At 74.2% G+C, this 23,375-nt stretch carries 19 protein-coding genes; 7 read left to right on the top strand and 12 right to left on the bottom strand.

Annotated features, from left to right (window positions below; all coding sequences use genetic code 11):
* Nucleotides 1-8: 8 nt before the first annotated feature.
* Nucleotides 9-2,174, bottom strand: a complete 2,166-nt coding sequence (locus ACPA54_RS11860) for a HelD family protein (protein ID WP_423528750.1) — start codon at nt 2,172-2,174, stop codon at nt 9-11.
* A gap of 301 nt (nt 2,175-2,475) precedes the next feature.
* On the opposite strand from ACPA54_RS11860, the gene ACPA54_RS11855 reads away from it, so the two are divergent.
* Nucleotides 2,476-2,664, top strand: a complete 189-nt coding sequence (locus ACPA54_RS11855) for a hypothetical protein (protein WP_345677074.1) — start codon at nt 2,476-2,478, stop codon at nt 2,662-2,664.
* Nucleotides 2,665-2,728: 64 nt separating this feature from the next.
* Here ACPA54_RS11855 and ACPA54_RS11850 read toward each other — a convergent pair whose 3' ends face one another.
* A complete protein-coding gene (locus ACPA54_RS11850; RefSeq protein WP_423528748.1) occupies nt 2,729-4,402 on the bottom strand; it encodes a DNA repair helicase XPB in 1,674 nt (557 codons plus the stop codon).
* A 341-nt stretch (nt 4,403-4,743) separates the two neighbouring features.
* Between ACPA54_RS11850 and ACPA54_RS11845 the strand changes: the two genes are divergently transcribed.
* Nucleotides 4,744-5,628, top strand: coding sequence for an ABC transporter ATP-binding protein (locus ACPA54_RS11845; protein ID WP_423528746.1), 885 nt, complete (start codon nt 4,744-4,746; stop codon nt 5,626-5,628).
* Nucleotides 5,625-6,488 (top strand): hypothetical protein, encoded by an 864-nt coding sequence (locus tag ACPA54_RS11840; RefSeq protein WP_423528744.1) that lies wholly within the window; start codon nt 5,625-5,627, stop codon nt 6,486-6,488. Before ACPA54_RS11845 ends, ACPA54_RS11840 begins: the two co-directional genes overlap by 4 nt.
* Before the next feature lie 30 nt (nt 6,489-6,518).
* Here ACPA54_RS11840 and ACPA54_RS11835 read toward each other — a convergent pair whose 3' ends face one another.
* A complete protein-coding gene (locus ACPA54_RS11835) occupies nt 6,519-8,942 on the bottom strand; it encodes a helicase-associated domain-containing protein (RefSeq protein WP_423528742.1) in 2,424 nt (807 codons plus the stop codon).
* 189 nt (nt 8,943-9,131) lie between these two features.
* Between ACPA54_RS11835 and ACPA54_RS11830 the strand changes: the two genes are divergently transcribed.
* Nucleotides 9,132-10,004 carry a hypothetical protein gene (locus ACPA54_RS11830; protein WP_423528741.1) on the top strand — a complete coding sequence of 291 codons (873 nt, stop codon included), beginning with the start codon at nt 9,132-9,134 and terminating at the stop codon, nt 10,002-10,004.
* 8 nt (nt 10,005-10,012) lie between these two features.
* Here the strand turns inward: ACPA54_RS11830 and ACPA54_RS11825 are convergent, their stop codons facing one another.
* From ACPA54_RS11825 to ACPA54_RS11805, 5 genes are all read right to left on the bottom strand, one after another.
* Nucleotides 10,013-10,987 carry a sucrase ferredoxin gene (locus ACPA54_RS11825; RefSeq protein ID WP_423528739.1) on the bottom strand — a complete coding sequence of 325 codons (975 nt, stop codon included), beginning with the start codon at nt 10,985-10,987 and terminating at the stop codon, nt 10,013-10,015.
* A gap of 232 nt (nt 10,988-11,219) precedes the next feature.
* A complete protein-coding gene (locus ACPA54_RS11820) occupies nt 11,220-12,116 on the bottom strand; it encodes an ABC transporter ATP-binding protein (RefSeq protein ID WP_423528737.1) in 897 nt (298 codons plus the stop codon).
* Nucleotides 12,113-13,225: a FecCD family ABC transporter permease gene (locus tag ACPA54_RS11815; RefSeq protein WP_423528735.1), complete on the bottom strand. Its 1,113-nt coding sequence runs from the start codon at nt 13,223-13,225 to the stop codon at nt 12,113-12,115. The genes ACPA54_RS11820 and ACPA54_RS11815 overlap by 4 nt, the downstream gene beginning before the upstream one ends.
* On the bottom strand, nt 13,222-14,244 hold the full coding sequence (locus ACPA54_RS11810) for a FecCD family ABC transporter permease (RefSeq protein ID WP_423528733.1): 1,023 nt from the start codon (nt 14,242-14,244) through the stop codon (nt 13,222-13,224). The genes ACPA54_RS11815 and ACPA54_RS11810 overlap by 4 nt, the downstream gene beginning before the upstream one ends.
* 475 nt (nt 14,245-14,719) lie before the next feature.
* A complete protein-coding gene (locus ACPA54_RS11805; protein ID WP_345677064.1) occupies nt 14,720-14,974 on the bottom strand; it encodes a hypothetical protein in 255 nt (84 codons plus the stop codon).
* A gap of 186 nt (nt 14,975-15,160) precedes the next feature.
* Between ACPA54_RS11805 and ACPA54_RS11800 the strand changes: the two genes are divergently transcribed.
* Nucleotides 15,161-15,544 (top strand): cold-shock protein, encoded by a 384-nt coding sequence (locus tag ACPA54_RS11800; protein ID WP_345677063.1) that lies wholly within the window; start codon nt 15,161-15,163, stop codon nt 15,542-15,544.
* A gap of 20 nt (nt 15,545-15,564) precedes the next feature.
* Here the strand turns inward: ACPA54_RS11800 and ACPA54_RS11795 are convergent, their stop codons facing one another.
* From ACPA54_RS11795 to ACPA54_RS11780, 4 genes are read right to left on the bottom strand one after another with little or no spacing between them, the layout of a single operon-like run.
* Nucleotides 15,565-16,395, bottom strand: a complete 831-nt coding sequence (locus ACPA54_RS11795) for a 1,4-dihydroxy-6-naphtoate synthase (protein WP_423529005.1) — start codon at nt 16,393-16,395, stop codon at nt 15,565-15,567.
* Nucleotides 16,396-16,425: 30 nt separating this feature from the next.
* On the bottom strand, nt 16,426-17,070 hold the full coding sequence (locus ACPA54_RS11790) for a futalosine hydrolase (RefSeq protein ID WP_423528730.1): 645 nt from the start codon (nt 17,068-17,070) through the stop codon (nt 16,426-16,428).
* A gap of 9 nt (nt 17,071-17,079) precedes the next feature.
* Nucleotides 17,080-17,565 carry a hypothetical protein gene (locus tag ACPA54_RS11785; RefSeq protein WP_423528728.1) on the bottom strand — a complete coding sequence of 162 codons (486 nt, stop codon included), beginning with the start codon at nt 17,563-17,565 and terminating at the stop codon, nt 17,080-17,082.
* A 10-nt stretch (nt 17,566-17,575) separates the two neighbouring features.
* On the bottom strand, nt 17,576-19,054 hold the full coding sequence (locus ACPA54_RS11780; RefSeq protein ID WP_423528727.1) for an MFS transporter: 1,479 nt from the start codon (nt 19,052-19,054) through the stop codon (nt 17,576-17,578).
* A 198-nt stretch (nt 19,055-19,252) separates the two neighbouring features.
* Between ACPA54_RS11780 and ACPA54_RS11775 the strand changes: the two genes are divergently transcribed.
* A complete protein-coding gene (locus ACPA54_RS11775; RefSeq protein ID WP_345677204.1) occupies nt 19,253-20,095 on the top strand; it encodes a DUF3027 domain-containing protein in 843 nt (280 codons plus the stop codon).
* 160 nt (nt 20,096-20,255) lie between these two features.
* Nucleotides 20,256-23,375, top strand: coding sequence for a sacsin N-terminal ATP-binding-like domain-containing protein (locus ACPA54_RS11770; protein WP_423528725.1), 3,120 nt, complete (start codon nt 20,256-20,258; stop codon nt 23,373-23,375).

Genomic DNA, 23,375 nt, shown 5'->3' with positions numbered 1-23,375 from the left:
CGTCCGGTTCAGGCGGCGAGTTCGTCGGGGAGTGCGCGGCTGTGCGTGACCACCAGGCCGGAGACGGCGCGGGTCAACACGACGTACAGCCGTCGCAGGCCTTGCGGTTCGGCTTCGACGATCTCCGCCGGTTCGACGACCGCGATGTGGTCGAACTCAAGGCCCTTGGCCAGGCTCGCCGGGACCAGGTTGAGCCGCGACTCGGTCGCGGTGTCGGCGCCCAACTCGCGGAAATCGGTGCCGGTTTCGGCGAGCGCCTTGGCCAGCGCCGGAATGCGGGCGTCGGCGGCGATCAGGCCGACCGAGCCTTCCAGACCGAGCAGGACCCGGGCGTCGGCGGCCGCCGCGGTGTCCAAGTCCGCCGCGTCGGCCGGGTTCAGGGTGAGCGACCCGGGCGCCTCGCGAACCGACGACGCGGGGGCCAGGCCGGGGGCGATGTGCGGGAGCAGGCGGCTCGCGAAGTCGAGGATTTCGCGCGGCACCCGGAAGCCCTGGGTCAACTCCTCGACACGGGCGCCCTCGTGCCCGAGGTGCCGGAGCGTCTCGGCCCAGTCGGCGGCCGCCCACGGCGTGGTGCCCTGCGCGATGTCGCCGAGCACGGTCGCCGAACCCGTGGTGCAGCGGCGGCCGATCGCGCGGCACTGCATCGCCGACAGGTCCTGGGCTTCGTCGACGACGACGTGGCCGACGCTCGGTGTCCGCGCGACCAGGTCGGCCGCCTCGTCGATGAGCACCGCGTCCGCGGGCGTCCACTTCGCCGAACCGACCCCGCGGGCCGGCTTCTCCCACAGCAGCAGCGCCTGTTCCTCGGTGGTGAGGATGCCGTCCGCGTTCGCGGCCAGGAACTCCGGGTCGGAGAACAGCCGCAGCACCAGCTTCGCCGGATCGACGGCCGGCCACACCGCGTTGACCACGTCGCGCACCGGCTTGGACCGCGCCACCGCGTCCTGCACCCGGTCGTCCGGGGACTCGCCGGCGCGTTCCATCTGCACCAGCACCGCGTGCGCGAGGCGCTGGTGCAGCATGTCGCGGGCGGCGCCGTACCGGACGTCGCGGCCGCGCAGCGCGGTCACGACCTCCTCGATCTCGTACGCGGGCAGCCGCCACCGCCGCGAACCCCGCACCACCAGCAGCGACTCGGCCGGCATCGCGACACCGGACCACACCGCGCAGCGCAGCACCTCGGCCATCCGCGCGTCGCCCTTGAGCCGCCCCCGGTCCGGGTCGTCGGGGGCTTTGACCGGTACGCGCGCGACGCGGCCGACGAGGTCCTCGACGGTGGTCTGCCCGACCTCGACCTCGCCGAGCGCGGGCAGCACCTGCTGGATGTAGTCGAGGAACGACCGGTTCGGGCCGACGACCAGGGTGCCGCTGCGCTGGAGCCGCTCGCGGTGCGCGTACAGCAGCCACGCCACGCGGTGCAGGCCGACCGCGGTCTTCCCGGTGCCGGGCGCGCCTTGGACGCAGACGGTGTCGCCGAGGTCGGCGCGGACGATCTCGTCCTGTTCGGGCTGGATGGTCGCGACGATGTCGCGCATCGGGCCGACGCGCGGGCGCTCGATCTCCGCGGCCAGGATCGCGCTCGCGCGGTCGGTCTCGTCGCGGTCGGTGAGGTGCTCGTCCTCGAACGCGGTCAGGTCGCCGCCGGTCCAGCCGAAACGGCGGCGCAGCTCCACGCCGAGCGGTTCGATGCGGGTGGCGCGGTAGAACGACCGCGACACCGGGGCGCGCCAGTCGACGACCATCGGGTCGCCGAGGTGGTCGTGCACATGGCGGCGGCCGATCCAGAAGCGTTCGACGGGTCGCGTCGGATCGGCGGCGACCTCGACGGGCGCGGTGCCGGTGGACACGTCGGGGGCGTCCGCGAAGCGGCCGTCGACGCGGCCGAAGAACAGCGGGGCGTGCGCGTGGTCGGCGAGGGCCGCGATGCGGGCCTGGATCAGGCTGTGCACGAGCTTGTTGGAGACGTCGTTGCCGCCGACGTCGCGGAGGTCGAGCGCCTCGGTCTCCTCGCGCATGCGGCGCAGGGCCGTGCGGGCCGCGGCCAGGTGGGCTTGTTCCGCGGCGAGTGCGGCTTCGGGGTCCGCCTCGGTGTCGGGCAGGTCGGCCGACCGGGCGTCGGGGGCGAGGCCGTCGCCGGCGTAGGGGGCGGGGTCCGTTTCGAACGCGGGCATGCGGGCTCCGGGTGCGGTAGCGGCAGCGGGGTCGCCGACCGATTCCGACCGGGCGGCGTGGCGCCGGCGCCCAACCCTCGCGGGCAGTGCGGTTACGCGGCAGCGGAAGCAGGCCAGCTTAGGCGGGCGCTCCGGGGCGGGCAAACCGATTCCGGCGCGGAATCCGATGCGCGTCCGGGCCCCGGGGCCGACCCCGAGGGCGTCCCCGAGGCCGGGTCGGGGGTGTCATCCCCGCGGCCTACCCCGATTGGCGACCCGGTGCCGACGCGCCCCTTATGCGGGGAAACCTAACGTTGTGGACATGGTGACCGTATTCCACTCCCACGCTCTGTCCGCCCCGCTCGGCCCGGACGCCGCGGCGTCCGGCCGGGCCCACGAAAGCGTCCTCGCCCGGACCGGCCGGATCGCCGCGCTCACCGTGCGCGGCGCGGCGATCTTCGCCGTCACCGGGCTGAAAGTCGCGATCCTCGGCAAGGACGGCGTCGATTGACCGCCGTCCCTGCCGTCCCTGCCGTCCCTGGCATCTCTGCCGTCCCGCCCGTCCGGTCCGTCTCTCAGGAAACCTCGTCCGGAAGCTCGCCGCCGCGCAGGTCGTCGGCGTCGACGATGCGGTACGCGTAGCCCTGCTCGGCCAGGAACCGCTGCCGGTGCGCGGCGAACTCCTGGTCGATCGTGTCCCGCGCCACCACCGAGTAGAAGCGCGCCGCGCGGCCGTCCGCCTTCGGGCGCAGCACCCGGCCGAGGCGCTGGGCCTCCTCCTGGCGCGACCCGAACGAGCCGGACACCTGGATCGCGACCGCCGCCTCCGGCAGGTCGATCGAGAAGTTGGCGACCTTGCTGACCACCAGCACGGAGATCTCGCCCTGCCGGAACGCCTCGAACAGCCGCTCCCGCTCGGTGTTGCGGGTCTCGCCCTTGATGACCGGGGCGTTCAGCGTCTCGCCGAGTTCGTCGAGCTGGTCGATGTACTGGCCGATGACCAGCGTCTGCTCGCCCGCATGGCTCTCCACCAGTTCGCGGGTGACCCGCGTCTTGGTCGCGGTGGTCGCGCAGAACCGGTAGCGCTCCTCCGGCTCGGCCGTCGCGTACGCCAGTCGTTCCGCGTCGGTCAGCGTGACCCGCACCTCGACGCAGTCCGCGGGCGCGATGTAGCCCTGGTTCTCGATCTCCTTCCACGGCGCGTCGTACCGCTTCGGGCCGATCAGCGAGAACACGTCGCCTTCGCGGCCGTCTTCGCGCACCAGCGTCGCGGTCAGGCCGAGCCGCCGCCGGGCCTGCAGGTCGGCGGTGAACCGGAAGATCGGCGCGGGCAGCAGGTGCACCTCGTCGTAGACGATGAGGCCCCAGTCCCGCGAATCGAACAGCTCCAGGTGCGGGTAGACGCCCTTCCGGCGCGTCGTCACCACCTGGTACGTGGCGATCGTGACCGGGCGGATCTCCTTGCGGGTGCCGCTGTACTCGCCGATCTCGTCCTCGGTCAGCGACGTCCGCTTGACCAGCTCGGCCTTCCACTGCCGCGCCGAGACCGTGTTGGTCACCAGGATCAGCGTGGTCGCCTTCGCGGTCGCCATCGCCGCCGCGCCGACGAGCGTCTTGCCGGCGCCGCACGGCAGCACCACGACACCCGAACCGCCGTGCCAGAAGCCCTCCACGGCCTCCAGCTGGTACGGGCGCAGGTGCCAGCCGTCCTCGGCCAGGTCGATCTGGTGCGCCTCGCCGTCCACGTACCCGGCCAGGTCTTCCGCGGGCCAGCCCAGCTTGAGCAGCACCTGCTTGATCTGGCCGCGCTCGGACGGGTGCACCGCCACGGTGTCCGGGTCCACCCGGTTGCCGACCAGCGGTGCCATCTTCTTGCTGCGCAGCACCTCTTCGAGGACCGCGCGGTCGGTCGTGGTCAGGACCAGGCCGTGCGCGGGGTGCTTGGCGAGGGTGAGGCGGCCGTACCGCCCCATGGTGTCGGCGACGTCGACCAGCAGCGCGTGCGGCACCGGGTAGCGCGAGTAGCGCAGCAGCACGTCGACGACCTGCTCGGCGTCGTGGCCCGCGGCGCGCGCGTTCCACAGGCCGAGCGGCGTCAGCCGGTAGGTGTGCACGTGCTCGGGCGCGCGCTCCAGCTCGGCGAACGGCGCGATGGCCCTGCGGCACTCGGCGGCGGCCTCGTGGTCGATCTCCAGGAGGAGGGTCTTGTCGGACTGGACGATCAGGGGGCCGGATGTCGGCTGAGCCACGCGGACCTTCCTTACGGCGAACGGCGGACAACAAGTGTGAACCACTCCGGGAGCCCGGGTGTTCCGCCCGCCGGACCGGCGGCCCGTTGCGCGGCGCCGAGCGGGGCCGGGCGCCCGGCGGGAACCGGCGCGGAAACCGGCCGAAAACCGATCCGGACCGGCGATATTCCCCCCGGGTAGCAGCCGTCTTGCACCGTACTGCGCAGGGATGAGCGGGAGAGCCATCCCTAGGGAGGAACCACGGCCGAGGCACCCGCTTTTACTCTGGATATTCAATGGCGCATTTCCTGCCGCGGCCGGTACCCTCCGACCCCCTTGCGGCCTCCGACCCAGGTCCCGCGTTGAGTACGCACGGGCTGACCCGCGACTACGGCCGCGGCACCGGCGTGTTCGACGTGGGGCTGGTCGTGCCGCGCGGCTGCGTGTACGGACTGGTCGGGCCCAACGGCGCCGGCAAGACCACCCTGCTGTCGCTCATCAACGGCCTGCGCCGCGCCGACTCCGGCGAGGTCGTCTTCGGTGTCCCGGCGCACCGCGTCGCGGTCTGCACCGACGTGCCCGAGTTCGAACCCTGGCTCGACGCCGAGGAAGCCGTCGAACTGGCGGGCCGCCTGGTCAACCCGGACCTGCGCCCGGAGAACGTCAAAAACGCGCTGCACCGCGCCGGCCTCGTCGAGGCCGCCGACCGCAGGGTCGGCTCGTTCTCGCGCGGCATGACCCAGCGTCTCGGCCTGGCCGCCGCCCTGGTCGGCGAACCCGACCTGATGATCCTCGACGAACCCACCTCGGCGCTCGACCCGCGCGGCCGCGCCGAAGTCCTCGACCTGGTCGCCGGGATGCGCGGCCGCACCACCGTGGTGTTCTCCAGCCACATCCTGGCCGACGTGCAGCGGGTCTGCGACCACGTCGGCGTGCTGCGCGCCGGCCGCCTGCTCTACCAGGGCCCGGTCGCCGAACTCGTCGCCGAACACGTGCGCCCCACCTGGCTCATCCGGCTCCGCGACGACGGCGCCGCACTGTGCCGCACCTTCGCCGCCGAGGACTGGGTGGTCCGCGTCTCGTCGGTCCGCCCCGGCCTGGTCCGGGTGCACGCGCGCACCGTCGAGGACGGCGAACGGCACATCCTCGGCGTGCTCGACCGCAGCGGCGCCCGCGTCATCTCCGTCGGACCGGAGGAATCGGACCTGGAGAGCGCGTTCCTGTCCATCACCGGGGCGGCCCGATGACCAGCCGTTCCGACACGGCCGCCGCCGACGTGCGCGCCGACGCCCCGGCGGTGGCCGGGACCCGGTACGCGCGCACCGCCGCCGCGGCCGCCGCGGTCCGCCGCCGCCGTCCCCTCGGACTGTGGCGCCTCGAAGTCCTGCGCGTCGTCCGCACCAAGCGCTGGCTCCTGTTGTTCATCGCCTACCCGGTGCTGGGCAGCGCGGGGCCGATCATCGTCCGGCACATCAACTCGATCCTGTCCGCGCTCGGCGCGGACGGCGTCGACGTGCCGACCGACCTCACCGCCGACGCGGCGATGACCTCCTACGTCGGCGTGTCCGGCCAGATCGGCCTGCTCGTCGCGCTCGGCATGTGCGCGGCCGCCCTCGCCGTCGACCACCGGCCCGGCCTCGCCGCGTTCTACCGCACCCGCACCTGCAAACCCTGGCAGCTCGTCCTGCCCCGCTGGACGGTGTGCGCGGGCGCGGTGTGCCTGGCGAACCTCGTCGCGTCCGTCATCGTGTGGGCGGAAATCCGCTGGCTGTTCGGCCCCGTCCGCACCGACCTCATGCTGTACGGGATCTTCTTCTCGACCATCTACCTGCTCATGGCGCTCAGCCTGGTGGCCGGCGCCGCCGCGTTCCTGCGCCGCCCCGTGGCCCTGTTCGGCACGGCCCTCATCGCGCTGATCGTGTCGCCGCTGCCGCGCCTGTGGAAGCCGCTGCGCGGCTGGTCCCCGGACAAGCTCAGCTCCGTCGAGATCGGCCTGCTCGACGGCCATGAACCGGGCAGCTACGCCGGACCGGCCGCGGTCGCGCTCATGATCACCGGCACGCTGCTCGGCCTGTCGGTGTGGCGGATCGGGCGCCGGGAGATGTGAGGCGGCGGCCGGGATTTCCCCCGGCCGCGCTCAGGCTTCGTCGTCGCCCGGTTCCACCGGCGCGACGCCCGTGATCCGGTGCAGCGGATAGGTGTGGAGTTCGCCGACGGTCTGCTCCTGCGCCGTCACGAAACCGCCCTCCAGACCCAGCGGCACGATGATGCGCTGCGTGGCCCGGCCTTCGCGGGTGACGTAGCCGATCCACACCGGACGCCGCTCCGCCTGCGCGGACTGCAACGCCAGCAGCGTCTCCGCCGCCGAGGTGCGCGGCAGCTCGGCGGGCGCCTCGGCGTCCCCCGCCCCCCGGCCGCGGCCCGCGGTGGTGCGGTCCCCGGCGCGGATCGCGGTCACCGCGGCGGCGACCAGCGTCCCGCCCGGCGCGGGCGGCTCCCCGGCGACGCGCGGCGGCAGCGACCGCGGCGGGGTCCGCAGCGCGTCCGGGCGGGTCACCACGACGTCGCCGGTCGCCGACTCGGCCATCGGCGCGTATCCGAGTTGGCGCAGCATCGACAGGACCGCGTCCGGTGCCGCCTCGGCGGCCACCACCGTCGGTGCGAGCCGCCGCATCCGCAGCCCGTGCGCGCGGCGGTCGGCCAGCAGCTCGCCGAGCAGTGCCTCGTCGTCGCACCGCAGGTAGGCCGACGCCGCGCCGACGCGCAGCCGGCCGTGCCGCCGGGCCACGTCGTCGACCAGGTAGGTCAGCGGCTGCGGCACCGGCGTGCGGGAGTGCGTGGCGAACAGCCGGTGCAAGTCGGCGGCCGTCCGTCCGGAGTCCAGCGCGCGGCGGATCGATGGCTCGCTGAACCGGTACACCGTCGCACCGCCCGTGGACTCGACGTCCGCGGCCATGTGCAGCTCCTGCGCCAACTCCACCACCAGCGGGCCCGGCGCGACCGCGGTCAGGTCGGCCTGCAGCAGCACGTGGTCGAGCGGCGTCGGCAGCAGCGGCTCCAGCAGCAACGCGGCCCGCGGCAGGTCCCCGCCGAGCAGCGCCCGGCCCGCGGCGCTCAGCGCACCGCGCCCGGTCACGCCCAGCAGCTCCGCCTCGACGAGCGTGCGGTCGGCCAGCTCGGACCGCAGCCGCGCGGTCCGCACCGGGCGGTGCCAGGCCAGATCGGCGAGCAGGTCGGCGGCGGGCGCCGTGCTGCCGGGGGCGAGGCCGGCGAGGCGGCCGAGCAGCGCGTGCCGCACATCGGGTGCGGCGGTGCGGTCCACGCCGGGGCCCAGCGCGTTCACCGGGCGGTCCTTGTCGTCGCGCGTGCCGACCAGGCCCGGGACACGGGTCGTCTCCAGCCACACCCCGGCCAGCACCGACCAGCGTTCCGCGGTCGGGCGGGCCCGCCAGGTGTCATATGCCGGAGTGGGAAGCCACCGCTCGTCGGCTTCGCCGTCGCCCGCCGCCAACCCGGCCGCGTAGGCGAGTTCCAGCCACAGCGCGGCCTCCGGTTCGGGGACGTCGAGCGTCACCGCGGCACGCTTGAGGTCGCGCATGCCGAGGCCTCCGGCGCGCAGCACCGGCGGCCCGCCCGCGCTCCACGCCTCCAGCAGGTCCTCGATCCGCCGCACCGCGGTGAAGGCCGCCCCGGCCGCCGCCGCGTCGACCAGTTCGGGATCGCGCGGGGTCACCGCCAACTCGGGCGGCTCCGGCTCGAGCTGCCGGTGCACCCGGCCGCCGCGCAGCGTCAGCGCGACCTCGCGCGGCAGCACCACCGTCTGCGGCCCTGCGGGCACCAGCAGCGCCCGCGCCAGCAGCCACTCGACGGGGCTGCTCGCCTCGTCGGCCCGCACCGGCCGGTCGGCGCCGCGGACGCTGCCGGTGGGCGGGCCCCAGACCAGCTTCTCCAGCACTTCGGCGGCCTGCGGGGCCTCGGCGAGAAGGGCGCGCAGGGCGTCGGCGTCGGCGAACAGGGCACCGATCTCGGCGATCGCGGTCACCGCGTCCGGGGTGGGCGGAAGGCCGAGCGCGGACAGCAGCTCCTGGAGCCGGGCGGGGCCGGTCGCGGACAGCGCGGAGGCGAGGGCGGGGCCGAGCCCGGCCGGGGCGGCGCCGGCCAGGTCGCGCACGGTGCGGACCACGCGCAGAGCGTCCTCGGGGCCCCACAGCAGCGCCCGGGTCCGCAGCTCGGCGACGGCGCCGGGCAGCTGCGGCACTTCGGGGCCCACCAGCGCGGCGAGGTCGGCGAACCGGAAGCCGTCGGGGAGCACCACGGCGGCATCGACGACCTGCAGGGCGAACCGGTCCAGGCGCTCCAGCGCGCGGGACACCGACGCGCGGGTGGTGGCGCGGGTGGCGAGCTGGGTGAAGTCGACCGGGACGGGCGTGACCAGGTCCGGGCGGGCGCGGAGCAGCGCGCCGAGTTCGTCGTCGCTGCGGCGGCGCAAGTCCTCGGCGAGCGTCCGCGGGCCCCCGGGTGATCCGGCGGTCTCGGTGGCGGTCTCGGTCGACATGGTCATCCCCACAACGTTAGAGCGTCGGAGGCGAAGGTGAGCACCAGGATGATCGGTGGCGGGAGGTGCCGGATCGCGGTCATCGGATCGGGGTCATCGGATCGGGGTCATCGGATCGGGGTAAGGGATCGTAGGGCTCACGCTCCGGACCGTAAGCTCGTTCCCGGTTCTGTCCGGGTGATCAGGGGGCCGGCAATGGATTTCGAGAGCGACCGTCTGGTCCTGGAATACCTGGGGCAGGTCGGCGATGCCGCGCAGCGGAAGCTGCGGCCGGCCGACCGGGCCCGGCTCGTCGACCGGCTGCGTACGCAGATCAACAGCGAGCGGGAGCGGGCGAGTTCCGACAATCCGTCGCAGGTGCGGACGATCCTGGCCCGGATGGGGTCGCCCGAGGCCGTGGTCGCGAACGAGGTGCTGCGGGCGCCCAGTTACGACGCGCACAATGCGCTGGCCGGGGCGGGGCTCGGCGAGACCGCCGGCTATTCGCGGGGGTCGCGGGCGACGATCGCCGCGCAGATCGGGTTCCGGCCGGACGCCAGCCCGGTGCCGTCGCAGCGCGACGGCTCGGACGGCGACGGATTGGAGGCCAAGCCGATCGCGCCGCTCGGCGACGGGCTCATCGGCTGGCCCGCCTACCCGATCGGGATCCTGCCGGAGGGCAGCTCCGACTGGGAGGGCGGCGAGATCGTCGGGCCGGAGCCGGTGCGCCGTATTCCGATGCGCGCTTCCGCGCGGGAGCTGATGGCGATCGTGCTGATCGCGGTCGGTGCGATGGTCGGCTCCGTGGTGGTCGTGGTGATAGGGCTGCTGGTCGTCTTCACGTCCGGGGTGTGGGCCGGCGACGACAAGCGCATGGCGGCGTACGTCCTCCCGTCGGTGACCGTCGCGGCGTTCGTGACCGCGATGTGGCTGCGCGCCACCGGCCACGCGGGCGTGGACCTGACGCGGTCTCAGGCCGTGCACCGCTTCGAGGAGTTGCTGCCCGCGATCCCGCGGATAGCGGGAGCCGCGGCAGCCGTCTACCTGCTGTTCAAACTGCTGCGGACGCAAGCGCCCGATGCCGAGTAGCCCGCGGATCACCTGGCAGGCGCCGAGAGTTCCCGCAGTTCGTCGAGCACGAATCCGTCCGGGTCCGTCACCGAGCCCTGCGAGCACGACGTGAGGCGCGGGCAGCCGCTGCGCGCCGTGCGCACCGTCACCCGGAACATCCGTCCCGCCGCGGTGAGATCGACCGTCGTGCCGCCGTCGGCACGCTCGACGTGGCCGAGCGTGCGCACCGCCTCGACCGTGAGGATGCCGGTGTGGCTGCGCACGAACCACTCGGCGGCCTGCGCGGCGTGCGGCAGGCCCATCCGCCCGCGGTAATGCGCCAGGTCCACCTCGCCGCGCAGGCACGCCGCGCCGACCTTCGCCGCGACAGGCTCGGTCACCAGACCGTGGTAACTCCCGTGCGGCAGCGCCACGAGGTTGGCGGCGAACCGGTCGCCGCCCACGTGCGTGGTCTCCCACACCGGCTCGCCGTAGGCCGCGTGCAGCGTGCGCACGGTGGGCCGCCCGAACTGCGCGCAGCACGGCTCGCGTTTGCCGTGCGTGCACACCAGCAGGACCGGCTCGCGGTGCTCCGTCCCCCAGTTCGGGCGCTCGCCGCGCGACACCGCGGCGACGTCGAGGTCCAGCAGTTCGCGCAGGTCGGCGACTTCGCGCTGCTCCATCCACACCGGGGCGCCGTGCGGGCCGCCGGAGTACGCGACGTAGACCTGGTGCGGGGGCACCGGGCGGCGGTTTCCGGGGCGGCGCACGAGCTGCGGGCGGATCCGGTACGCGGGCAGCCGTTCGATGAACTCCGCGACGTCCGCGGGGACATCCGTAGGCAGACCGTGGGCGGGCCACGGGCCCGGGTGTTCGACGACCAGCCAGGCGTCGCAGGTCTCGGGCGCGCTGCCGAGCACCGCTTCGCCGAGCGCACGGGTGACGGCGGCGCAGCGGTTCGCACCCCGGGCCGGGGCGGCGGCGGGGGCGGCGGGGGCGGTCGAACTCACCGGTGGGTTCATCGGGCGGCTCCTGGTCCATGCGGTGCGCCGACGAGTGCGGCACGGCAGGAACGTTTGTGCGAACGAGCGTGTGTGCGAGTCGAGCGGGGCGAATCGGGCAGGCAACGCGGATCGAACAGGTGAAGCAGGTGGAGCAGGCGCAGCAGTCGTAGAAGGAGCAACAGGGACAGCAGTTGCCGCACGCAGAACAGACGCGGCAGGTGAGCAGGTGAGACGGGCAGCGCGGAACGGCTCAGCCGTCCGACGTGTCCGCCCCGTCCTTCGCGGACTCCGACTCCGACCCGGACTTCCGCACCCCTGGCGCTCCCGGCACGATCATCGGCGCGCCCGTCACCGGGCACGGCACGACGACGCAGTCCAGGCCGAAGACCTCGCCGACCAGTTCCGCGGTGACGATGTCGGACGGCGCGCCCTGCGCGACGATCCGGCCCGCGCGCATGGCCACGAGGTGGTCGGCGTACCGGCACGCCTGGTTGAGGTCGTGCAGTACGGCGACCGTGGTGCGGCCGCCTTCCTCGCCGAGTTCGCGTATCAGGTCGAGGACCTCGACCTGGTGCGAGATGTCCAGGAAGGTGGTGGGCTCGTCGAGCAGCAGGATCTCGGTGCCCTGGGCGAGGGCCATGGCGATCCAGACGCGCTGGCGCTGGCCGCCGGAGAGTTCGTCGACGTAGCGGTCGGCGAGGTCGGTGACGTCGGTGCGGCGCATCGCGTCCTCGACGGCGGCTTCGTCGTCGCGCGACCACTGCTGCCACCAGCGCTGGTGGGGCTGGCGGCCGCGGGCGACCAGGTCGCCGACGGTGATGCCCTCGGGCGGCTGCGGGCTCTGCGGCAGTACGCCGACCTGCTGGGCGACGGTGCGGGTGGGCAGCGACCGCAGGTCGGCGCCGTCCAGCAGTACGGCGCCGGCGGCGGGCTTGAGGAGGCGGCCGAGGGCACGCAGCGTCGTCGACTTGCCGCACGCGTTGGGCCCGACGACGACCGTGACGGCGCCGGCCGGGATGTCGAGGTCGAGGTCCTCGACGATGATGCGGTCTTCGTAGGCCAGGCGCAGCCCGCGTGCGGAGAGTTCGCGGCGGGCGGCGGGGGCTTCCGCGTGCGTGTCGACAGGGGAGTCGGCAGTCACGGTCATGCGGCACCTCCGGTCCGGGAACGGGTGAGCAGCCACAGCAGGTAGGGGCCGCCGATCGCGGCGGTGACCACGCCGACCGGCAGTTCGGTGGGGGAGAAGAGCAGGCGGGCGCCGATGTCGGCGACGCACACGATGAGCGCGCCGACGAGCGCCGACGACACCAGGGGGATCTGCGGGGTGCGGGCGAGCCGCCGGGCGACCTGCGGGGCCATCAGGGCGACGAACTCGACGGGGCCCGCGGCGGCGGTGGCCGCGGACGCGAGGACGATGCCGATGACGGCGAGCCCGAGGCGGGTGCGGCCCAGGCGGATGCCCAGCGACGTGGCGGTGTCGTCGTCGAACCCGGCGGTGCGCTGCGCGCGTCCGGCCCAGGCGAGGAACGGCAGCAGCACGAGCAGGGTCAGCGCGAGGGGTTCGGCGTAGTCCCAGCCGCGGCCGTTGAGGCTGCCGGACATCCACACCTTGGCCTGCTGCGCGAGCACCACGTCGGCCTTGGTGAGGAGCATGTTGGTGACGCTCACCAGGGCCAGCGAGATGCCGACGCCGATGAGCACGAAGCGCTGGGCCTGCAGGCCGCGGCGCCACGCGAGGAGGTAGACGAGTGCGGCGGCGCCGATGCCGCCGAGGAGGGCCGCGTACGGGATGTCGCCGCTGCTCATGCCGCCGAGCACGAGGAATCCGACGACGCAGGCGCCCGCCCCGCGGGTGATGCCGATGACGTCCGGGCTGGCGAGCGGGTTGCGGGCGACGGTCTGGATGAGCGACCCGGCCGCGCCGAACGCGAGGCCGACCAGGACGCCGGTGACGACGCGCGGGAGCCGGAGCGTCCCGACGACGAAGTCGTTGTCGTTGGGCACCCCGAAGACCGAACGCAGCGCGTCGAGGGGGGACACGTAGGTCTCGCCGACGCACAGCGCGGTGACGAACGCGGCGGCGAGCAGCAGGAGGAGCACGCCCGCGACGACCGCGGACCGCCGGTGCACGAGGAACGACGCGCGGCGGTGCCGCAGCAGGCCGTGCCCCGCGGGCCGGGGCCGGCCGGATGGCCGGGACGGCGGCTCGGCGGGCTTCGCGGCGCCCGGCTCGGGGCGCGTGGTCAGGTCCGTCATGCGGCGGCCACCGGGCGTCGGCGGACCAGCAGGATCAGGACGGGCACGCCGAGCAGCGCGGTCATCACGCCGACGCCGACCTCGGCGGGCGGGAAGATCACCCGGCCGATGACGTCGGAGACCAGCAGGAGCGCGGGGGCGAGCACCGCGGACGTCGCGAGGACCCAGCGGTGGTCGGTGCCGACCAGGGCGCGGGCGGCGTGCGGGACGGCGAGGCCGACGAAGGCGATGGGCCCGGTGGCGGCGACCGCGGCGCCGGTCAGCACGACCGCGCCGAGTCCGCCGACGATGCGGATGGCGGCGACGTTGCGGCCGAGTCCGGCGGCCACGTCGTCGCCGAGGGCGAGCGCGTCCAGGCCGCGCGCGACGGCGATCACCAGCGTCGCGCCGACGGCGAGGAACGGCAGGACCTGCCAGGCGACGTCGGCGGTGCGGCCGGACAGCGACCCGGCGAGCCAGAACCGGTACTCGTCGAGGGTGCGCTGATCGGTCGTCAGGATCCCGGTGACGACGGCGCCGAGCGATGCGGCGAGGGCCTGCCCGGCGAGGGCGAGTTTGACGGGGGTGGCGCCGCCGCGGCCGCGCGAGGCGACCGCGTAGACCGCCACACCGGTCAGGAGCGCCCCGGCGAGGCCGAACCATACGTAGCCGGTGAGTGATCCGACGCCGAATACCGCGATCGCGGTGACCACGCCGACCGCCGCGCCGGTGCTGATGCCGAGGATGCCCGGCTCCGCGATGGGGTTCCGGGTGAGGCCCTGCATGACGGTGCCGGCGAGGCCGAGCGCCGCGCCGACCGCGATGCCGACGACGGTGCGCGGCACGCGCATCGACCGGACGACGACCGCGTCGGGGCTGTCGCCGCCGTGCAGCAGCGCCGACCAGACGGTGCCGAGCGACATGTGGCGGCTGCCGACCGCGAGGGAGAGGAAGGCCGCGACGACCAGCACGAGCAGCGCCGCGACCAGGAACCCGGTCCGGCGCAGCGTCGTCCGCTCGCGGATTCCCTGGGCTGCCACGGAATTAGGTTAGGTTAACCTAAACGCCCTGGCAAAGCCTGGTGGGATGTGGGGTGTTGCACATTCGCCGCGAAAAGGCGCGCGCCGGTCGCGTGGAAGGGCGGTCGGCCGCCGGCCGCACGGGCCAGGCGCACGGCGAGTCGATGTCCGGTCCTGCCCTTTGTGGGCGTGGGGCCGCGCCCCGGCCGTGGCCCCACGCCGCAAGGGACAGGGCGTGCGGCGCCGTCCGCGTTCGCCCTTTGTGGATCATCGGAGATCGACGTACAGGTCTGTGCGTTTCGGTTCGCCGGGGGTTCCGGTGCCGCGAACTTCCCATCGTTAAGAGCGCTTGTCAATAGACGATGACAACGTGCGCGTGTCGACACGTGTCGATGCCGCGCGGCGTGACGCAGCGTGGCCGAAACGCGGCTGACGGGGCGTCAGCCAAGCTGTCCGACAGGCGCTCGGGCAGGCCGGGTTTCCGGCAGGCGGGTTGCTAGGCGGGCAGCTTGCGGCGCTGGCCGCGCGCGGCGGCGAACAGCCCGCCCATCGCCAGGGCGAAGCCGAGCGGCATCAGCATGCTCAGCAGATACACGGCGCGCGGCAGCGGGTGCGCGCCGATGAGGAACGGGGTCAGCGTGACCAGGACGGCCAGCGTGCCGACCGCGAACACGATCGCGCCGACCCGGATCGCCAGGTCGGCCCGGCCGACCGCGGGGGCCGCTGCGGGGGAAGTTTCGACGGTGCTCACCCGTCCACCGTACTTGCTGCGCCGGGCGGTTCCCGGCCGGGTATCCCCGTATGCCCCGTCGGTCCCGACCGTTAGCCTGGTCGGGTGAACGGGGGGCGTCCGCTGCGTCACCTGGCGTACCCCGTCATGGAACTACCCGTCCCGGGCCATCCAGATGGCGACGTCCCGACACAATCGAGGTCCCCCGTGCCTACCGGCAAGGTCAAGTGGTTCGACACCGAGAAGGGCTTCGGCTTCCTCTCCCGGGACGACGGCGGCGACGTCTTCGTCCACTCCTCCGCGCTGCCGCAGGGTGTCGACTCGCTCAAGCCCGGCATGCGGGTCGAGTTCGGCATCGTCGAAGGCCGCCGCGGCGAGCAGGCGCTGTCCGTGCGCGTGCTGGACCCTCGCCCGTCCGTGGTCGCCGCCACCCGGAAGAAGCCCGACGAGATGACCGTCATCGTCGAGGACGTCATCAAGGTCCTCGACGGCGTCTCCAACACGCTGCGCCGCGGCCGCCACCCCGACAAGCCGACCGCGCACAAGGTCGCCGAACTCCTGCGCGCGGTGGCCGACCAGCTGGAGAGCTGAACCCGGCGGCCCGGACCGCGTCAGCGGCCCGGGAACGCCAGCAGTTCGGGGGCCACGCCCGGGACCAGGCCCTCGTCGGCGGCGCGCGTCAGCAGCCCGCGCACGGCCGCGTAGCCCGCTTCGCCGAGGTCGCGGGTGAACTCGTTGACATACAAGCCGATGTGGCGCTCCTGCACGGTCGCGCTCATCTCCTGCGCGTGCTCCTGCACGTAGGCCCGTGACGCCGCCGGGTCCGCCCACGCGTACTCCACCGACGCCCGCGCCGCCGCGGCCAGCGCCGGAAGATCCAGCGAACGCCGCGCGACGATCGCGCCCAGCGGGATCGGCAGGCCGGTGTCCGCCTCCCACGCCTCGCCCATGTCGGCCAGGCACGTCAGGCCGTACTCCTGGAACGTGAAACGCGCTTCGTGGATCACCAGGCCCGCGTCCACCACGCCGTCGCGCACCGCGGGCATGATCTCGTGGAACGGCAGCACCCGGATCTCGCCGACGCCGCCCGGCACCGCCTTCGCCGCCCACAGCCGGAACAGCAGGTACGCCGTGGACCGTTCGCTCGGCACCGCCACCACACGGTCCGCCAGGTCGGCCGGCGCCGCCGCGTCCCGGGTGAGCACCAGCGGCCCGCAGCCGCGGCCCAGCGCACCGCCGCACGGCAGCAGCGCGTATTCGTCCAGGACCCAGGGCAGGGCCGCGTAGGAGATCTTCAGGATGTCCAGTGCGCCTTGCTCGGCAAGCCCGTTGGTGATGTCGATGTCCGCGTACCGCACCTCGACGCCGGGTGCGCCGGGCACCAGGCCGTGCGTCCACGCGTGGAACGTGAACGTGTCGTTCGGGCACGGCGAATACGCCATCGTCAGACTCACGCGGCCACCTCGCTCAGCTCAGCTTTCGTCCAGTACCGGCAGCACCGCCGCCATGGCCGTGCCCAAGGCCGTCAGCGCGCCGGGAATCCGCCACGCCGCCCGGTCCCGCGGACCCACCGCGTTGGACACGGTGCGCAGTTCGCCGACCGGCAGTCCCGCCGCGGCCGCCGCGGTGGCGACCCCGAAGCCCTCCATGGCCTCCGCCGCCGCTCCCGGGTGACGCGCCGTCAGCTCGGCCGCGCGCGCCGCGCTGCCGGTCACCGTCGACACGGTGAGGACCGGGCCCTCGACCACCTGCGGGAGCACGCCGCGCGCCGCGGCGGCGATCCGCGCGGACAACTCCGGGTCGACGTCGTAGCGCACGGTGCCGAAGCCGAGTTCGTCGACCGGCACGAAACCGTCGGCCGTTTCCGCGCCCAGATCCGCCGCCGTTATCGAGGTCGCGACCACCAGCGCGCCGAGCGGCGCGGCCGGGGCGAAGCCGCCGCCGATGCCCGCGCTCAGCACCAGGTCGTAGGGCGCGAGCGACAGCGCCGCCGCGGTCCCGGCCGCGGCCGCCGCCGGACCCACGCCGGCGGCCAGCACGTCGACGTGCGGAAAGGCGCCGCCCGCGAGCACGGCATCGCGCTCGGCGGGCACGGCGGTGACGATCAGGATCCGCACGGGAGGGGGTTACTTCTTTTCGAGCGAGAAGAGCCAGACCTTGTTCGCGGTCTCGTCCTTGCCGTACTCGATGACCGCGACCGGCAGCGACTTGACCTTCTTGCCGTTCTGGTCCGTCTGCTCGAACGTGCCGACCGGCACCCGGAAGCCCTGGTAGTACGTCTTGTCCGTAATGATCGGTCCGGCCTGGCTGCCGACGATGACCTGCCAACTGTGGTCCTTGACCGACGTGTCCACACCGACGCCCACGTCGGCACCCTCGGACACCTTCAGCACGGTCGGCTTCTTGAGGCCCTCGGAATCCGGCGTGGCGCACGCGTCGGCCTTGGCCTGGTCGGTGCCGACGTTCTTGCAACGCGCTTCGGCGTGCACCGACTCGGTCCCGCTGACCACGGTGACCAGAGCGGACGGCTTGGAGAGGCCGCAGCCCGTCAGGGCGAACGCCCCGAGAGCGGCGACACCCGCGACGGCGGCGGTGCGGCGGCGGTTCATCATGATCCGAAGGTTACCTGCCGCTGCGTACCCGGAAGCCGGGGGACCTCGTCGGGCGCCCCCGGCGCGTCGTGAGCCGCCGTCCGGCGGTCAGCAGGGTGAGCAGCAGGACCGACGCGGCGATGCTCATGCCGAGCGTGCCGTTCAGCGGCAGCGCGATACCGACGCCGCCGCCGATCACCCACGCCATTTGCAGCGCGGTCTCCGACCGTGCGAAGGCAGACGTGCGCACTTCCTCGGGAATGTCGCGCTGGATCATCGCGTCGAGCGACAGCTTGCCGAGTGCCTGCGCGAGACCCGCCACCGCGGCTACCCCGCACACCGTCGGCAGGCCGTAGGCGATGGCCGCCATGACCGCCGACGCGGCGGCCACCGCGAGCGTCCCGGCGATGATCGCCTCGGGCGCCTTCGACTTCAGCCACGCCCCGAGCGCGGTGCCGACCGCGTTGCCGACCGCTGCTGCGACGACGACGACGGCGAGCGCCTTCTTGCCGTCGTAGCCGCCGATCGGCTCCTCGCGCAGCAGGAAGCCGAGGAACATGATCAGGAAGCCGGAGAAGGCGCGGAAGGCCGCGTTGGCCCACAGCGCGAGCACCACAGACGGGCCGACACTGCGCAGCCGCCGCTTCCCCTTGCCCTTCGAGCCGAGCTTGTCGGCGACCGTCTTGCCCTCGCGGCGCGGCCGCGGGAACGACGACTCGTGGTCGACGCCCGCCGCCTCGCCGGTGAACGAGGCTCGGTCCTCACCCTCCGGCGAGTCGACCTTCGCGGGCAGCGTGAACGACAGGATGGCGCCGAAGAGGAACACCACGGCCGCGGTGTACATGATCCAGGCGGTTCCGGCGGTCGCCTTCAGGCCGCCCGCCACCGGTGCCGCCAGCATGGTGCCGATCAGGCCGAACAAGGTGATCCGCGAGTTGACCTTGACCAGCGACATGGAGCGCGGTTGCAGGCGCGGGACGACGGCGCTGCGAGTGACGCCGTAGGCCTTCGACGTCATCAGGACGGCGAACGCCTCCGGATACAGCTCGATCCCGCCGTCCTCGATCGACCCGGCCATCGCGTACGCGAGCCCCGCGCGCACCAGCATGGTGAGCGCGATGGCGAACCGGCGGCCGCGCCGCAGGCGGTCCAGCAGCGGCCCGATGATCGGCGCCATGAGCGCGAACGGCGCCATGGTGATCAGCAGGTACAGCGCCACCCGGTCGCGCGCCTGCCCGGTCGGCACGGAGAAGAACACCGTGGTGGCGAGCGAGATCGTGACCAGCGCGTCGCCCGCGTTGTTGAGCGCGTGCAGCTCGATGAGGTTGCCCAGGCCGCTCTCGCCCGCGCCCTTGGAATGCGACGCGCGGCGGAACTTCCGGGCCAGGTTCGCGGGCAGGCCGCCGAACCAGGCGGCCATCCGGCGGGTGCGGCCGGTGCCGGCCGCGCTGCTGCCGCGTACCCGTACGCCGCCGCTCCGTGCTTCGCCTCGCGTCCGCACCGCGCCCATTCCTTCGGCTGTCCCTCGGAGTCGGAGATGAAATCTGAGATGACTGAAACTGTGCAGCTCGGTGTGCATCCTGCCCGGTCGGGACCGGGTTGCATCATCGGTGACACGCCGAAGAAGCCCGCCGGTTGCGGCCTTGGCAGGGGCAATCTGCGCCTCTTGAGGGTAGCCCTCGCCATCGGGCCCGGCGGTTGAGAGAGAATCACTCTCGTGAGTGCCCCGATCCGTAGTCGAATCCCTGACCGCCTGTGCGCGGAAGCGGTCGAACTCGCCCTTGCCGCCGTGGAGGAAGTCGCCGGCCGCGGGCGGGTCGGCGAGCACCTGAGCCTCCAGGTGGACGGTGACCGCGTCGTCACGCATTTCTTCGCCTGCCGAGAGGAGGCCTACCACGGCTGGCGCTGGGCGGTGACCGTCGCCCGAGCGCCGCGCGCCAAACTGGTGACCGTAGACGAGACCGTGCTGGTGCCCGGTCCCGACGCGCTCCTCGCCCCCGAGTGGGTGCCATGGAGCGACCGGCTCAGGCCCGGCGACCTCGGGGTCGGCGACCTGCTGCCGACCAAGGAGGACGACGACCGCCTCGAGCCCGGCTTCTCCGGCGCCGACGAGCCGCCCGAGAAACTCGCCGACCCCGTCGGGTTCGGCCCCGCGTCGCTCGCCAACGAGCTGGGCCTCGGCCGGCAGCGGGTGCTGTCGCCGCTCGGCCTGGACCTGGCCGCGGACCGCTGGGAGGAGCACTTCGGCGTCCGTACGCCGATGGCGCAGGCCGCCCCGGCGCAGTGCGTGACGTGCGGGTTCCTCATCCGCATCGGCGGGCCGCTCGGCCAGGCGTTCGGCGTGTGCGCCAACGAGTACGCGCCCGCCGACGGCCACATGGTGTCGCTCGGCTTCGGCTGCGGCGGCCACTCGGAGGCCGCCGTCATGCCCGCCGTGCCGCCGGCCGCCGAGCCGGTCGTCGACGACTACGAGATCGAGCCGGTGCGGGTGCACCACGAGGCCGGTTCCGTGGACGCCGCCGAGCCGGCCGAGGAACTCGGTCACTCGTGAGCCGCTCGTAAGCCGCTCCCGACGCACGCCCCGCCACGCTCCGGATCCGGCCCCGCCGGGCCCGGAGCGGGCGGAGTTTGCCGGTTGTGCCCGGCTCTCTCCGGCTCCGTCTCCGTGCGGATTTGGCACTCGACCCCCCAGTGCGGGCAGGGTTGTCGCCATGGGCACCGAGGACACCTTCGCCACAGGCGGACTGCGCCGCGCCGTGTTGGACGCGTGGGCCGCGCAGCCTGCGCGCTTTCGTGAGGACGCCAACGCCGAAGAGGAACTCGCCCTGGGCGGGTATCGCGACCGCCTGGTGGTCGAGCTGGCGCAGAACGCCGCCGACGCCGCGGTCCGCGCGGGCGTCCCCGGCCGCCTGCGGCTGACGCTCCGCGACGGCGTGCTGACCGCCGCCAACACCGGCGACCCGCTGAACGCCGACGGCGTCCTGGCGCTGTCCACGCTGCGCGCCTCCGCGAAACGCGACGCCGACCCCGCCACCGTCGGGCGCTTCGGCGTGGGCTTCGCCGCGGTCCTCGCGGTCACCGACGAGCCGGCCGTGCTGTCCGCCCCCGGCGGGGTGCGCTGGTCGCTCCGCGAGGCCCGCGAACTCGCCGCCGGGATCCCGGAGATCGCCGCCGAGGTGGCGCGCCGCGACGGCGCCGTGCCGGTGCTGCGGCTGCCGCTGCCCGCGGACGGGACCCCGCCCGAGGGCTACGACACCGCCGTCGTGCTGCCGCTGCGCGATGGGCCCGCCGCCGACCTCGCCGACCGGCTCCTCGCCGAGATCGACGACGCGCTCCTGCTGACCCTGCCCGGCCTGGCCGAGATCGTCGTGGACACCGCCGACGGCGTCCGCGTGCTCACTCGCCGGGACGAGGACGGCCTCGTCGTGGTCGCCGACCGCGGCCGCGACACCCGCTGGCGGCTCGGCACCGCGGGCGGACCGCTGGACGCCGCGCTGCTCGCCGACCGCCCCACCGAGGAGCGGCTGCGCGGCGCCTGGTCGGTGCTGTGGGCCATCCCGGTGGACGACACCGGCGCCCCGCTGCCGCTCACCGCGCCCGCCGCGACGTGGCGCGCCGACACCGGCGCGGCCGCCGCCGGACCCGTGGCGGTCAAACCGGTCGTGCACGCCCCGACCCCGTCCGACGAACCGCTGGGCCTGCCCGCATTGCTCGTCGCCACGTTCCCGCTGGACAGCACGCGGCGGCACGTCGCCCCCGGTCCGCTGCGCGACCACCTCGTGGAGCGCGCCGCGGACGCGTATGCCGCGCTGCTGCGCGACTGGCCGGGTCCGTTCCGGCGCGACCTGCTCGCCTTGGTGCCCGCCCCCGCGCCGGAAGGCGAACTCGACGCGCTGCTGCGCCGCGCCATCCTGGCCCGGCTCGCGGAGACCCCGTTCCTGCCGCTCGCCGCGCGCGGCGCCACCGCGGCCGAGCCCGCCGAGCCCGCCGAGGCCGCGGCGGACCTGCCGGCCGCGCAGCGGCCCCGGGACGCCGTCCTGCTCGACGGCGCCGGCCCCGCGCTCGTCGCCGCGCTCGCCCCCGTCCTGCCCGGCCTGCTGCCCGCCGGCCTCGACAAGACGCCCGCGCTGCGCGCGCTGGCCGTGCGGCGGCTGCCGCTCGCCGAGGTGGTCGACCAGCTCGCCGCGCTCGACCGCGAGCCGGAGTGGTGGCACGGCCTGTACGGGGCACTCGACCCGGCCGACCGCGACGCCCTCGGCGCGCTGCCCGTCCCGCTCGCCGACGGCCGTCTGGTGCGCGGCCCGCGCCACCTGCTGCTGCCCGGCCCGGACACCCCCAAGCCCGCCGTGCTCGCCCCGCTCGACCTGCGGATCGTGCACCCTGACGCGGTGCACCCGCTGCTGGAACGCCTCGGCGCGGTGCCCGCGGCGCCGCGCACCGTCCTGGCCGACCCGGCGGTGCGCGCCGGGGTCACGGACGTCGACGACCACGACGACCCGGACGCGTTCACCGACGCCGTCCTCGAACTCGTCCGCGCCGCGCACCTCGCCGAAGGCGACGAACCGTGGCTCGCCGAACTGCCGTTGCCCGACGACCAGGGCGAACTCGTCCCGGCCGGCGAGCTGATGCTGCCCGGCGGCACCCTCACCGCGCTCGTCGAGCCCGGGACGCTCGGCGTCGCCGACCCGGAACTGGTCGAGCGGTGGGGCGCCGACGTGCTGCGCGCGGTCGGCGTACTCGACTCGTTCGGGTTGGTCGCCGAGGACGACGTGGTCCTCGACCACGACGCCTGCGAACACGACCTCGACCTGGAAGCCGACTGGCTCGACGACGTCCTCGACCACCTGCCCGACCCCGAAGTGCCGCCGGTGCTCGCCACGTTCACCGCGGTCCGGGACCTCGACCTGGTGGCCGACGAGGCCTGGGAAGACGCGCTCGACGTGCTGGCCGCGCCGCCGCTGCGCGCCGCCGTGGTGGACCCGGCGTACGCGCTGCTGCCGGACGGCAGCCGTGCCGAGATCCCGTCCTACACCGCGTGGTGGCTGCGCGGGCACCCGGTGCTCGACGGCCGCCCGCCCGCCGGGCTGCTCGCCGCGGGCGCCGACCCGGCGCTGCACGGGCTGTACGACGAGGTCGACTCGCACCTGGACGACGTGTTCCTGCGCGCCCTCGGCGTCCGCACCACGCTTGCCGCGCTGCTCGCCGAACCGGGCGGCCCGGACGAGCTGCTCGACCGGCTCGCCAAGCGCTCGCACGATGTCGAGCGCGACCAACTGCGGCTGCTCTACACGGCGCTGGCGGACGTCGACATGGACCGCGTGGACGCCCCGCACGAGGTGCGTGCGGTCGTCGCGGGCCGGCTGACCGTGGTCGAGGCGAGTTCCGCCGCGGTCGCCGACGCCCCCGACCTGGCCGCGCTGCTCGCCGACGACCCGGCGTGGGCGATCCTGCCGGTGCGCCCGGACAAGGCCTCCGCGCTCGCCGAGCTGCTGCAGCTTCCGCTGGTGTCCGAGGTGGTGCCGGGTGCGGTGCTGAGCCTCGGCGTGCGGCACCCGGTGCCCGACGCGGTGCAGGCGGCGCTGGCGGGTGCTCCGACGGAATATGTGGAGCACGGCGAGCTCCTGGTCGCCGGTCCGGACGCGGCCGAGCTGGAAGCCGAGTGGCGGTACCTCGACGGCGAGGTCCACGCGACCACGTTCGAGGGCTTGGCCCGCGGGCTGGCGTGGGCGGCGGGGGAGTGGCACCGCCGCTTCGAGGTCGCGCAGTTGCTGGCCGACCCGTCGCTCGCCCCGCTGCTGGACGCGGAACGCGACTTCGACAACCCCCTGTAG

Origin of the sequence: Uniformispora flossi, assembly GCF_049534875.1 — a bacterium.
In the GTDB taxonomy this organism is placed as follows: Bacteria; Actinomycetota; Actinomycetes; order Streptomycetales; family Streptomycetaceae; genus Yinghuangia; species Yinghuangia aomiensis.
Note: the sequence above shows the minus strand (reverse complement) of the source record. Positions and strands in the feature narration are given on the sequence as shown.